Consider the following 12664-nt stretch of genomic DNA (forward strand, 5'->3'; position numbering starts at 1 on the left):
AATCGCCCCTACGTAATCCCAACAAACTGTTAACGCAGTTCTGTCGGCCCTAACCCCACAATTTTCGCAAACGTAGCCGCCATCGACATGCCGAGACCATGGGTAAACTTCTCAAAGGGATCAGGTGTACGCGTGTAATCGACTATTTTCTCCTCGCCGATAATCTCCCGCGCCACGTAACTGGCACTACCCAAACCATCCACCAGGCCTAATTCGATACCCTGCTCGCCCGTCCAGACCAAGCCCGTAAATAATTCATCGCCACCCTTCAGGCGATCACCACGGCCTTCTTTCACCGTTTTGATGAATTGCGCATGGATATTGGTCAACATCCCTTTCACATGCTGCACATCCTTATCCTTCATCGGTGAAAATGGATCCATGAATCCTTTGCTTTCGCCCGCAGTCAACAGACGACGTTCAACACCCAGTTTGTTCATGGTCTCGACAAAACCAAAGGTGCTCATCAACACACCAATCGAACCTACCATGCTGGCCTTGTCCGCATAAATTTCATCAGCAGCCACGGCAATGTAATAGCCACCCGACGCGCAGACATCGCTAATTACCGCATAAATCGGGGTTTTCGGATATTCTTTGCGAAGACGCTTAATTTCGTCGTTAATGTATCCCGCCTGCACTGGGCTACCTCCGGGACTATTAATCCGCAAAATGACACCTACGGTATTCTTATTTTCAAAGGCATCACGCAGACTGGGAATAATATTGTCCGCACTGGCTTCGGAGTCGGAAGCGATTACACCATTCAAGTCTATCAACGCCGTATGTTTCCCAACAGAAAGATTTCCATCCCCCGACGACAATAGCGCGAACAATATCACCACCAGATAAAGCGCCATAACTGACTTGAAAAAAATGCCCCAGCGCCGGGCGCGGCGTTGCTCTGTCACCGCCGCCATTGCCAGCTTGGAAAGCACTTCACGTTCCCAATCCCGGTTCTTGTCCGGTTCAACATTGTTTTTTTCGGCGGGCGTGGTTTCGCTTACCTGTGGATTATTGGTCCACGGATCCTGAGATGTGGGCTTTTGTTCTTCCGTCATATGCTGTTTCGCCTCAATTAAATCAATTCAAATTTGATAATAACCATTGTCTCATATGCGCAATACTATCAACACAGCCCAATGCCCCGAATTGTTTCAGGCGCAGCGGTTCATGGGCGCCATACGATACCGCCAGCGAAGCGACTCCTGCTCGACGCGCCATGTCCAAATCGTATTCGGTATCCCCGACCATGAGGGTGTTATCGGGAGCAACCCCTAAATCTTCAATAATTTCTCGCAGCATTTGCGGATCAGGTTTGGAGCATGTTTCATCGGCGCAACGTGTGACCTGAAAATAGTGGTGGCTCCCGGTTTCGGTTAACACCCGATTCAATCCGGCGCGGCTTTTGCCCGTGGCAACAGCCAACAGGCGGTTATGGGTGCGTAGCTCTTCCAACAATGGAATCACGCCCTCGAACAACGGCGCCGGGGTTGGACAGGCCTCCAAATAGTGATAGCGATAGCGTTCCACAAAACGGTTATAGGCAACCACATCAAGATCCGGGTACAAAGCCATAATCGCCTCGCGCAATCCCAGGCCAATGACATTCCGCATCTCGACCTCGGTCAATTCCACCAAAGCCAGATCGACGGCTGTCGCCCGCACGGAATCGACGATGCGCCCCGCCGAATCCATCAAGGTGCCATCCCAATCGAAGATGATAAGATCAAAGCGTGAGCGCATTACTTCGGAAGCCGTTTTAATACTGCGCTCAAATCTTCATCAAGTGGAGCGCGGATTTCCAACATCTTCCCGTCATCCCCCCAGGGGAAACGCAAGACTTGGGCATGCAAAAATAGCCGCTTCAAGCCAAACTCACGCATTTGCTTATTAAATGTCTTGTCACCGTATTTTTCATCTGCCGCCAAGGGATGACCACTATGCGCAGCATGCACCCGGATTTGATGGGTGCGACCGGTATAGATATCGACTTCCATCAAAGTGGCATCGGCAAAGCGCTGTAGCGGCGTGAATCGACTCTCGGACGCCTTGCCATCGGCGCTCACCGTAACCATCCGTTCGCCAGAGCGTTGCACATTTTTCCGGAGCGGGACATCGACCCTCCCCCCTTTCCAGCGCCCCATACACAAGGCCAGATACTGCTTTTCCATCTGACCATCGCGCATCAGTTCGTGCAGCTGACGCAGGGCACTCCGGCGCTTGGCGATGAGCAGGCATCCCGAAGTTTCACGGTCCAGCCGATGCACCAACTCCAGATGATCCTTCTCCGGCCGCAAGATCCGCAGCGCCTCGATCACCCCAAAGCTTAAACCGCTGCCCCCATGCACAGCCATCCCCGAGGGCTTGTTGATCGCTAATAGGCCGTTGTCTTCATAGAGAATCGTCCCCTCAAGCTGCTCCTGGGCACGCCTGGTGGGCACCACCGCCTCCGGGGTATCACTGGTTCTGACAGGCGGGATTCGAATCTGATCCCCCGCCTCCAGGCGATAAGAGGGCTTGATCCGCCCCTTGTTCACCCGCACCTCGCCGGTACGCAGGATACGGTAGACAAGACTCTTGGGGACACCCTTGAGACAGGTCATCAAAAAATTGTCGATGCGTTGACCTGCCCGGTCAGCGTCTACTTCAACAATACGAATACTTGGGGTATCAGGGTCTTTAATATCGGTCATCGGGGACGGTTGCTCAGTCTTTCATGGCGCGAGGGATCATGTTATAGTACGCCGTGGTGGTTACTGGGCTTGTGGTTAAAATTGCCTTTAGCTCATGCACTTAGCTACCGGTTGAGGACGCACTTGGAGATCGGTGCTGCCCACTAGAATAGAGTGTGCGGATCATCTTCACTGGGTATCAAACGTGTCATCACGTTCGCCCCGCTTCAATGCCGTAAGAGTTTACCATCTTCAGCCGTTAGTATAAATGGCTTGAAAGATGTGATGTAAAAACGCCCGGCGCTGACAATAAAATTTCAGCGCGGCATAGTGAACACAAACTGATATTGAAAATAATGCTCCTGTGCGTTGCGCTGGAGATGCTGAATAGGCGAAACGATATTAAGGCTGTTGGACCGCGTGTTGGTCGAAAGAGCTAAGGAAGTGCTGATTTATCCGCTTAAGCGGTACTTCCCTGACGAATTTACCGCCGGTGCCGCCCCGATACATGACATGGCTGGCACGGCCGACAATTTGACGACCCTCCGTCCATCATCAGTCTTAGCTGAGATGGCTACTTAAAACGCGAACTCCGCGTTGCCATTCTTGCGCCTGACAATTTAGCACTCCTCTCGCGGCCCGCAGCTGAGCCAAGGAGAAGCTATTAATGAAAAGAATGTTGATTAACGCAACTCAAAAAGAAGAGTTGCGCGTTGCGATGGTTGATGGACAAAGACTCTACGATCTCGACATAGAAATCCCCGGCCGCGAACAGAAAAAGGCCAATATCTATAAAGGTAAAGTAACCCGCGTCGAGCCCAGTCTTGAAGCGGCGTTCATCGATTACGGCGCCGACCGTCACGGTTTTCTGTCCCTGAAAGAAGTCGCGCCCTCCTGCTTTATGGGCGCCGTTCCGCAGGAAGGCGGTCGCGTCAACATCAAGGAAGTGTTGAAGGAAGGCCAGGAATTATTGGTCCAGATCGACAAGGAGGAGCGCGGCAACAAGGGCGCAGCTCTGACCACTTACATCAGTCTCGCGGGTCGCTATCTGGTACTGATGCCCAATAATCCGCGGGCTGGCGGGGTCTCTCGCCGCATTGAAGGCGAGGATCGGACCGAGATCCGTGAAATCATGGCCGCGCTCGCCATCCCCGAAGGCATGGGGCTGATCGTACGTACCGCCGGCGTTGGCAAAAGCAGTGAAGAACTGCAGTGGGACTTGGATTACCTGTTGCGCCTATGGCAGGCCATCGATCAGGCCGGCAAGGAGCGTTCGTCCCCGTTTCTGGTCTACCAGGAAAGTAGCCTTATTATCCGCGCCATCCGCGATTATTTTCGCCAGGATATCGGCGAGATCCTGATTGACGACAAGGACGTATACGACAACGCCCGCAACTTCATGCAGCAGGTCATGCCGCATAACCTGCGCAAGTTGCGTCACTATGAAGACCATGTGCCGCTCTTTTCGCGTTATCAGATTGAAAGCCAGATCGAGACGGCATTCCAACACGAGGTACGCCTGCCCTCCGGCGGGGCGATCGTTATCGACCGCACCGAGGCCCTGGTCTCAATCGACATCAACTCTTCGCGTGCCACCCAGGGTGGCGACATCGAGGAAACCGCGCTCAATACCAACCTTGAGGCCGCAGACGAGATTGCCCGCCAATTGCGCCTGCGTGACTTGGGCGGCCTGATTGTCATCGACTTTATCGATATGACTCCCACCCGCAATCAACGCGAAGTCGAAAATCGCATGCGCGATGCCTTGAAGATGGATCGGGCGCGGGTGCAGGTAGGCCGGATCTCGCGTTTTGGTCTGCTGGAGATGTCACGCCAGCGCCTGCGACCATCACTAGGGGAATCGATTCAGGTTGCCTGCCCGCGGTGCAAAGGCGAAGGCTCGATCCGCAACGTGGAATCGCTGTCACTGGCGATCCTGCGTCTGATCGAAGAAGAAGCCATGAAAGAAACCTCAGCCCGGATCGAGGCGCAATTGCCCATCGCGGTGGCGACCTTCCTCCTCAATGAAAAACGGGCGTCGGTATCGGCGATTGAACGTCGCCATGGCACGCATGTCGTGCTGATCCCAAATCCTGATCTCGAAACACCTCACTATGATGTCAAACGGATTCGCGTCGATGAGGTGGAGGCCGAAGATTCTGTTGGCACATTGAGCTACCAGAAGATCAAACCGCTGGACACGGAAGATGAAATTAGCGCCTTTCGTAAAGTGAAAATCCGTGGCGAAGAGCCTGCGGTGCGTGGTGTTCAACCGGCGACGCCGGCACCGGTCGTTGCCACCCCCGACGCCGCCCCGGGCACTACGCCAGCGGCTTCCACCGCTCAACGTGAGGCCGAAGCTGGCTTCCTGAAACGCTTGTGGACTGGGTTATTCGGGGCTGCCAAGCCAACAGAAGAAACTGGCGAACAAACGCGGGATACGCAACAAACCCAACGCACCGAATCAGGACAACAGCGACGCCAGGGTCAAGGCCGTGGCACCACTACTACTGATCGCCAAGGCCGCACCCGTCGCCGTGGCGGACGTAACCAGCGTGATCGTGGCGAACGCACCGAGCGTGGCGATCGTAAACGCGTAGATCGTCCTGAACTCAGTGCAACACCGGCTGAGCAAACGCCTGTTCAAGCCCTCAGCCAGGCACCTGAACCGGTCATGGCCGAACACCTACCAATGATTATTACCCCTGACACTGGCGAAACCAGTGCTACGCCAGTCGCAGTGACGGGGGAGACTCCACGCCGTGAAGGCGCGGGTCGCCGCGGCCGTCGTGGTGGCCGTCGTCGCGGGGGGCGCCGTGATCGCAGCAATCCTGACGCTACGGGACAAAATGCCGGCCAGGAAAGTGGCAGTGCATCGTCTTCTCAGCACGACAGCGAAACATCGTCTCGCACCGAGTCCAGCGGCAATGGCAATGGTAACAGCGATGCCCCTCGGGAATCCCGTTCTTATCAGGCCTCGTTTGATCTAGATGCCAGCAACCGGGAACGTAGCGCTGGCGAAACCAGCGCTCGTCCGGCCGTGACCGAATCGCCCTCTGGCAGCGGCGCAAGCGATCATTGATCACTCATCGCCTGACTCGTCAGTAAGCGTACGCGTAGGGGCGATTCATGAATCGCCCCTATAATTCACCGCAGATGTTTTTCGCGGATATCGTCTAACAGCCCCTGCGCTGCTGCCTCGACTAGATCAAGCACCTGTTCAAAACCGCGCTCACCGCCATAATACGGATCGGGCACTTCCTCTTCCGGTAAATGCGGGGCGTATTCGAGAAAGAGCTGTAATTTATACTTATATTGAGCAGGACATTGCTCAACGATAATTTCGAGATTATCGTTGTCCATCGCCAGAATGTAATCGTAATAGCCGAAATCACTCTGCTGCACCTGGCGTGCCCGTAACGGACTGAGATCAACACCCCGCCGCAGGGCGGCGGCCTGTGACCGCCGATCAGGTGCTTTGCCGATGTGGTAGGCATGCGTTCCTGCAGAGTCGACTTCGATGTGATCGCTAACAGACTGATCTGCAATCAGTTTGAGAAACACACCGTGCGCCGCGGGAGAACGGCAGATATTGCCCATGCAGACAAAGAGTACTTTCACCATCATCAGTCACCCAACATTCTGTGATCCAGTTAACGTTTTTAATTCCCGAAATGGGTAGTATAATTAAAATTATTTTAAACAAAATGATTGCTTATGACTGACCTTATCATTGACATCGATGTCAATCGGCTTGCTGTTCTGATCGGGCGCGAGGTTAACTATAGTGGCAATCCGTGCCAGATAGTCGAAATACTGGAAGACGGCCCGGCCTTGGTGTTGCAATACCACAACTACACCATTCAAGCCGATCAGCATGGCGAGGCACATCGCAAAGCGCCCAACACGGTCATTATTCCGATCTACGATCATGAAGGCAATGGCTGGCATCCGGAGTTTGCCGCCCTACGCCTGACGCATCTACTTTAATTTCGAGCGTACCCGTTCCAGATCCTGCTCCGTATCCACCCCCGGAACCGTTGCTGTGGCTACCTCAGCCACATGTATACGATGACCATGCCATAGCGCCCGTAATTGCTCCAGTGATTCCTGCGTCTCCAAGGCCACGGCTGACCAGGTGACATATTCACGCAAAAATGCGGCACGGTAGGCATACATGCCGATATGGCGATAGTGTTCGCCTGTCGGTGGCAATGTTGATTTGCTCACCGCGAAGGCATCACGATCCCACGGAATCGGCGCGCGACTGAAATAAAGTGCATAACCCTGGTGATCGAACACAACTTTAACGATATTCGGATCGAATAATTCTGCCGCACCGGTAATCCGTTCACACAATGTTGCGATACTGGCGTGTGTAAACTGCGCTAAATTGGTGGCCACTTGCTGAATCAATTGCGGCGGCATCAGCGGTTCATCGCCTTGTAAATTGACGATGATCTCATCTTTTTTCCAGCCACGTTGGGCACTGACTTCGGCAATACGATCAGTACCCGATCGATGTTCACTCGATGTCATGCAGACATCGGCACCGAATCCCTGTACCGCATCAAACACCGCTGAATGATCTGTCGCAATCACGACTTCGTCAGCACCACTTTTTAACGCCTGACGATAGACATGCTCGATCATCGGCTTGCCGGCAATCAGGGCCAGCGGTTTAGCCGGTAAGCGCGTTGAGGCATAACGCGCCGGAATCACAACCTTGAAACTCACCGCACTTCCTCGTCGGAAGCCAGACGACGAGCGGAATCTTCAAGCATCACCGGAATATCATCATGGATAGGATAAGCCAGTCGGTCGGCAGCACAAATTAATTCTTGTTCGGATTTGCGATACAACAAGGGCCCTTTGCAAACCGGACACACTAAAATGTCGAGCAATTTACTGTCCATGCGCGTTCCTCAGTTTCGTTAGCAACCGATGTTCGAATTCGGCTGGCAATTGCGCCACCACAGGAACATACCAATGTGCGAGGGTGGCATATGGGCGGTATTTTACCGCATCCTTCTCGGTCATCAGCACTGGTAAATTATCATTAAATTGCATATCTGCGGCCTGATAGGGGTGGTGATCCGGAAACGGATGCTCGATCACTTGCAGCCCCCTCTGCCGCAGCTGGGCAAAAAACCGTGCGGGATGACCAATACCGGCTACTGCATGCACCCGCTCCTTCGCAAAATCCAGTAGCTCCCGGGCGCTCCCCTGCCCCTGTAAGGCGTGCGCCGGCCCTTGGATGAGCGTCATTAACACTTCTCCTGATCGTGCTCCGCCATTGGCGATCACAAAATCGACGTCCTCTAACCTGGCAGGTGGCTCACGCAAGGGGCCCGCCGGTAGACAGTGGCCGTTGCCGAGACGGCGTTCGCCATCAATGACAACAATTTCAATGTCGCGCTGGAGACGATAGTGCTGCAAGCCATCGTCGCTGACGATGACATTGCAACCTTGCGCTAACAATTGCTGCGCGTCCTGCACGCGATCCGGCCCGGCAACGATGGGACACCGGCAACGTTGCGCCAATAATACAGACTCATCTCCCACTAGCACCGGATCACTGGTCGCGGTTACCGATTGCGGCCAGAGCTTGGCCTGGCCGCCATAACCGCGTGTGATAATTCCCGGCCGATAACCGGCGTGTTGCAAGCGCTCGACCAGCCAGATGACTAACGGTGTTTTACCCGTGCCACCGACGCTGATATTACCGACGATAATTACTGGCACAGGCAATCGCACGCGTTTTTTCAGACCACTGCGATAGGCCCATCGCCTGAGCGCGGCAATACCACGGAACAGCCATGACAGCGGCAACAAAGGCCAAATGGGCCTGGAACCATACCAGGATTTTTCGATTGCTTTCACGTTGTTGACGATCTCTCAGCTTACCAAGAGATCATTGTGATCAATCACTATTGCGCGTGGCAATAGATAACTGCGTGAGACCTACTTGGCGGGCGGCATCCATGGCGGTGACCACGGATTGATGCGGCGCCTGACCATCGGCGCTGATGATCAGCATGGGATTGGCGGGTTGATCGGCCATCACCTTGCGCAGGGCACGGCGTACCGTGTCGAGCTGGGTGTTGATCAATAATTGTTTATCCACATAGTAGCGACCGTCCTTGTCGATGGTAATTTCCAAGGCCTGTGGCGGCTTGTCAGCGGGATCATTCGAGGCCTGAGGCAGGGTGATCTGCACCTGAGCCTCATTCTTGAATGTGGTGGTCACGACGAAAAAGATCAACAACATGAGCACCACATCGATCAGTGGAATCAAATTGAGTTCGATCTGATCGCGGCGCTGCTTGCGAAAATTCACCGCCCGCTCTCCATCGGTAAATCGCGTTCACGCATTCCGGCCAACACTTCAACCAATTTCAGTGCTTCCTGCTCCATGGAGAGCACAAGCTCATCAACGCGGCGTTGAAAATGACGATGAAACAGCAATGCGGGAATTGCGACAAACAAACCGCCAGCGGTTGTAATCAGCGCCGTGGAAATCCCGGCCGCCAATTGATGCGGGTCACCCATACCGGAGGCGCCGACCACCGAAAAGATATTGATAATTCCAAGTACCGTACCAAACAGGCCGAGCAAGGGAGACAATACGGCGATACTTCCCAATGTTGTCAGAAATCGCTCCAGCTCCACCACTACCTGGCGCCCCGTCTCCTCAATCGCTTCTTTCATTACCGAACGATCGTGCGCACGATTGATCAAGCCCGCCGCCAGTATCCGGCCCAGCGGGGAACCCGCCTGCAGCTGCTTGATGTGTGCGCTATCCAGTTCATTGTTCTTGATCCAGGTCCACACCTGCGCCAACAAGTGCTTGGGACAAATCTTGTTTTGCTGCAGGGCCCAGAATCGCTCGCCGATAATGGCCAGCGCAAATATCGAACTCAGGATGATGGGGATCATCACCCATCCACCTGCTTTGACTATCTCCAGCACTTTGCATTTCTCCCTTGTAACGATTATTAAATCATACTCGATCTACGACGCTGATTCACTCTGGAATCCGGTGGTGCCAATAGCGGCGGCCGGTCTCACGGTATTGAGTGATTCCCCCGATCCCCGAATGGCTGTCCACGCGTATATTAACGGCACCCATGCGCCCAGACTGAAATCCGATGATATCCCGGGCCCGGTAACGTGCCAGCACATCCGCCTTGGGAAACCGGAAGCGATTATAGTAACCGGCCGGGAACAACGCATAACGCGGGGCAACGGCATCGATAAACTCAGCCGTTGAGGAGGTCGCGCTACCATGATGCGGCACGACCAACACATCTGCCCGCAAATTTTGCCCACTCTCCAGCAAGAAACGTTCGGCCGGTTTTTCAATATCGCCCGTGATCAAGATGGCATTTTCGCCCGCGATTATCCGCATGACGCAGGAATTATCATTCTCGCTGGTCAGCGCATCACTCGATGGGTGTAACACCTGAAATTCGACGCCATCCCAGCGCCACTGTTGCCCCCTGGTGCAACGTTCTACATGATTAGAGGGGAGCTTTTCGGGCACGCTGCTGAGCACCCTTGTCACCGGCAATTGCGCCAGTAAGGCACGGGCGCCGCCGATGTGATCGTTATCGCCGTGACTGATAACCAGTGTATCAACTTGATCCCGTCCCTGGCTGCGCAAAAAGGGCAGTATCACGGCCTTGCCTGTATCAAAGTCTTCACTGAACTGGGGGCCGGTATCGAAAACCAGGACGTGATTTCGGGTCTGCGCGACGGCTGCCAATCCCTGACCCACGTCCAACAGGGTAAACCAGACCTCCCCCTCGCGCGGCTGCGGATAGGGCACCAGAAATGCTGACGCCAACCAGATTCCGCCCACCCACTTTCCCGGCACTCCACGTGGTGCCAGCAGCCACAACGCACCGATCATGGCGGGTATCACTAACCAGGGAGCAGGCATGGCGTAATACATCTGCGCCAGATCCCGTGCCGCGAACCATTCCAACAACGGCCAAATCCACGACAAGGTTTGCTCGGCAGCGATCAACAAACTCTTTCCTAGAAACGGCACCACATCCATCAACGTCGCACCGAGCAGCGTCAGCGGCGTGACAACAAAACTGAGCCAGGGAATGGCAAAGAAGTTGGCAATCGGTGAAATCAGCGACGCCGTCTGAAATAAAACAAGCGTCACTGGCATCAATAACAAGGCGATGGCGACATGAATTCGCCCCCAGCGCCACCAGATCCCCTGCGCTGCCGGACGCCCACCCATGCTGAACAAAATGGCAGCGACGGCAGCAAACGATAACCAGAAACCACCGTCCATCACCGCCAATGGATCAAACAACAATACACCCAACAATGCCAGCGCCAACGCATGGCTTGTCGTTTGAAAGCGCTGACTCAGCGTACTCACCAGCACTGCGGCGAGCATGATGACTGTCCGTTGCGTGGGAATCGCAAACCCAGCCAACGCTGAATAAATCAGTGCCGCAACCAATCCCGCGACCGCCCCCGCCTTGACCGCGGGCCAGCGTAGGCATAGCCGTTCCGAACGTGACCATGCGCGCTGCACCAACCAGAACAACAATAACGCCACCATACCCACGTGCAAACCTGAGATTGCAACGAGATGATTTGTTCCTGTCTTTAGAAAGACATCCCACTGATGGGCATCAATCCCATCCGCAACTCCGATCGCTAATGCGACAATGACACCCGCCCCCGGACTATTACCAAGAATGGAATGCATACGGTCATACAAATGTTGCCGCACTCGCTCAATGCGATAACCAGAAACTTCCGATTCAACACGCACATTGTCTTCGCTGCTGCGCACATAACCCGTGGCGCGGATTCCATTGCGGAATAACCAAGCTTCGTAGTCATAACCTCCTGGATTCATCAGGCCATGCGGCTGTTTCAGCCGCACCTTGAGCCGCCAGCGCTCACCCGCACGTAACTGCGGTGCATCCTGGTACCAACCAAGGCGAATCCGTGATGGAAGTTGATGCAGATCAATCTCAGGCTCTTGCACTGTGGAAACATCAAGCATGAATCGTTGCCCACGCTCAACGGGTTCCGGGATCGAGGCCACCACGCCGGTCACGATCAAATCGCGCCCTTCTAATGATGGATCAAGCCCTGACGACATCAGGCTTTGTGCGTGTAACAACGCCACCAGAAAACCATTCACCAGCCAAAATGGCCAGCGTAGTGGTGACAATCCTAAACTTAGTGGTACGCTTGCCAGTAATAGCCAGGCCCAACGGCCATCAGGCATTTCAGCCAGTTGCTGAAAAACCAGGACACCAAGTAAAAAACTGATCGCAGCCAGCCGCATATTTTGCTGCCGTTGACTCAAACAAGTGAAGAAGAATTATTAATACACATTCTGCTAAATGCCAAAAAAATTCATCAAGCGCTTTTTACCTGATCATCGCACGATACGCGATCACAAACATCTGAAGATGTTTGGTCGGCTGTTATATGATCCCAATTTATGGCATCTCAACCGACATTCCGTACCTGGCGCATTCTCGGTCGGCCTGATCGCGGCCTTCGTACCGCTGCCGATGCAAATGGCGCTAGCCGCTGCCGGGGCGATAATTTTCCGGGTAAACTTGCCGATTGCAGTCGGCCTGGTTTGGTTGACGAATCCCTTCACCATGCCACCACTGTTTTACCTGCAGTACAAGATCGGCGCCTGGTTGCTGCAAGCACCGGCCACGCCCGGCGTTAGCTATCAACCCGAAACCAAGATCACCGATTTCTCATTCGACTATCTGATACACGAACTAGGCGACATCTGGCAACCCTTCCTGCTCGGTACTGTAATTCTGGCGCTTGCCAGCGCCTTAATCGCCAACATAGCCATCCGTGCCTTGTGGCGGCTACATATCCATCGCTATTTGAGAAAGCGGCGGGGGCGCACTACGGGTTCACACTAAAACGCGACCAGGTGACTCGCCCCTACATAAACCCGCGATACACGCCGCAGC

13 protein-coding genes are annotated in these 12664 nt (G+C 54.3%); 3 read left to right on the forward strand and 10 right to left on the reverse strand.

Features of this window, described 5'->3' with window-relative positions; all coding sequences use genetic code 11:
- Positions 1–29 precede the first annotated feature (29 nt).
- Genes HY272_14285 through rluC form a run of 3 tightly spaced genes read right to left on the reverse strand, consistent with a single transcriptional unit; the run spans position 30 to position 2696 of the window.
- A complete protein-coding gene (locus HY272_14285; GenBank protein ID MBI3773849.1) occupies positions 30–1061 on the reverse strand; it encodes a S49 family peptidase in 1032 nt (343 codons plus the stop codon).
- 22 nt (positions 1062–1083) lie between these two features.
- A complete protein-coding gene (locus HY272_14290) occupies positions 1084–1746 on the reverse strand; it encodes an HAD-IA family hydrolase (protein ID MBI3773850.1) in 663 nt (220 codons plus the stop codon).
- Complete coding sequence (gene rluC / locus HY272_14295) at positions 1746–2696, reverse strand: 23S rRNA pseudouridine(955/2504/2580) synthase RluC (protein MBI3773851.1); 951 nt, start codon at positions 2694–2696, stop codon at positions 1746–1748. The genes HY272_14290 and rluC overlap by 1 nt, the downstream gene beginning before the upstream one ends.
- A gap of 646 nt (positions 2697–3342) precedes the next feature.
- Between rluC and rne the strand changes: the two genes are divergently transcribed.
- Entirely contained in the window at positions 3343–5757 is a 2415-nt protein-coding gene (gene rne, locus HY272_14300) for a ribonuclease E (GenBank protein MBI3773852.1), read from the forward strand.
- A gap of 65 nt (positions 5758–5822) precedes the next feature.
- Here the strand turns inward: rne and HY272_14305 are convergent, their stop codons facing one another.
- Positions 5823–6302 carry a low molecular weight phosphotyrosine protein phosphatase gene (locus HY272_14305; protein ID MBI3773853.1) on the reverse strand — a complete coding sequence of 160 codons (480 nt, stop codon included), beginning with the start codon at positions 6300–6302 and terminating at the stop codon, positions 5823–5825.
- Positions 6303–6392: 90 nt separating this feature from the next.
- Between HY272_14305 and HY272_14310 the strand changes: the two genes are divergently transcribed.
- Entirely contained in the window at positions 6393–6665 is a 273-nt protein-coding gene (locus HY272_14310; protein ID MBI3773854.1) for a hypothetical protein, read from the forward strand.
- Here the strand turns inward: HY272_14310 and kdsB are convergent.
- From kdsB to HY272_14340, 6 genes are read right to left on the reverse strand one after another with little or no spacing between them, the layout of a single operon-like run.
- Entirely contained in the window at positions 6657–7412 is a 756-nt protein-coding gene (kdsB, locus tag HY272_14315; GenBank protein ID MBI3773855.1) for a 3-deoxy-manno-octulosonate cytidylyltransferase, read from the reverse strand. The genes HY272_14310 and kdsB overlap by 9 nt on opposite strands.
- A complete protein-coding gene (locus tag HY272_14320; GenBank protein MBI3773856.1) occupies positions 7409–7591 on the reverse strand; it encodes a Trm112 family protein in 183 nt (60 codons plus the stop codon). Before HY272_14320 ends, kdsB begins: the two co-directional genes overlap by 4 nt.
- The gene (locus tag HY272_14325) at positions 7581–8570 is read right to left on the reverse strand and encodes a tetraacyldisaccharide 4'-kinase (protein MBI3773857.1); all 990 of its coding nucleotides are present in this window, start codon (positions 8568–8570) and stop codon (positions 7581–7583) included. The genes HY272_14320 and HY272_14325 overlap by 11 nt, the downstream gene beginning before the upstream one ends.
- Positions 8571–8598: 28 nt before the next feature.
- Positions 8599–9015, reverse strand: a complete 417-nt coding sequence (locus tag HY272_14330) for a biopolymer transporter ExbD (protein MBI3773858.1) — start codon at positions 9013–9015, stop codon at positions 8599–8601.
- Positions 9012–9647, reverse strand: a complete 636-nt coding sequence (locus HY272_14335; GenBank protein MBI3773859.1) for a MotA/TolQ/ExbB proton channel family protein — start codon at positions 9645–9647, stop codon at positions 9012–9014. Before HY272_14335 ends, HY272_14330 begins: the two co-directional genes overlap by 4 nt.
- Before the next feature lie 55 nt (positions 9648–9702).
- The gene (locus tag HY272_14340) at positions 9703–12006 is read right to left on the reverse strand and encodes a DNA internalization-related competence protein ComEC/Rec2 (protein MBI3773860.1); all 2304 of its coding nucleotides are present in this window, start codon (positions 12004–12006) and stop codon (positions 9703–9705) included.
- A gap of 58 nt (positions 12007–12064) precedes the next feature.
- Between HY272_14340 and HY272_14345 the strand changes: the two genes are divergently transcribed.
- Entirely contained in the window at positions 12065–12613 is a 549-nt protein-coding gene (locus HY272_14345) for a DUF2062 domain-containing protein (GenBank protein ID MBI3773861.1), read from the forward strand.
- The last annotated feature ends 51 nt before the right edge of the window (positions 12614–12664 follow it).

The organism is Gammaproteobacteria bacterium (assembly GCA_016200485.1).
Lineage (GTDB): Bacteria > Pseudomonadota > Gammaproteobacteria > Tenderiales > Tenderiaceae > JACQEP01.

Bases quoted from the DNA above. Each gene is read 5' to 3' on its own strand.
- HY272_14285 (MBI3773849.1), bottom strand. From the start codon at position 1,061: ATGACGGAAGAACAAAAGCCCACATCTCAGGATCCGTGGACCAATAAT.
- HY272_14290 (MBI3773850.1), bottom strand. From the start codon at position 1,746: ATGCGCTCACGCTTTGATCTTATCATCTTCGATTGGGATGGCACCTTG.
- rluC (MBI3773851.1), bottom strand. From the start codon at position 2,696: ATGACCGATATTAAAGACCCTGATACCCCAAGTATTCGTATTGTTGAA.
- rne (MBI3773852.1), top strand. From the start codon at position 3,343: ATGAAAAGAATGTTGATTAACGCAACTCAAAAAGAAGAGTTGCGCGTT.
- HY272_14305 (MBI3773853.1), bottom strand. From the start codon at position 6,302: ATGATGGTGAAAGTACTCTTTGTCTGCATGGGCAATATCTGCCGTTCT.
- HY272_14310 (MBI3773854.1), top strand. From the start codon at position 6,393: ATGACTGACCTTATCATTGACATCGATGTCAATCGGCTTGCTGTTCTG.
- HY272_14320 (MBI3773856.1), bottom strand. From the start codon at position 7,591: ATGGACAGTAAATTGCTCGACATTTTAGTGTGTCCGGTTTGCAAAGGG.
- HY272_14340 (MBI3773860.1), bottom strand. From the start codon at position 12,006: ATGCGGCTGGCTGCGATCAGTTTTTTACTTGGTGTCCTGGTTTTTCAG.
- HY272_14345 (MBI3773861.1), top strand. From the start codon at position 12,065: ATGCCAAAAAAATTCATCAAGCGCTTTTTACCTGATCATCGCACGATA.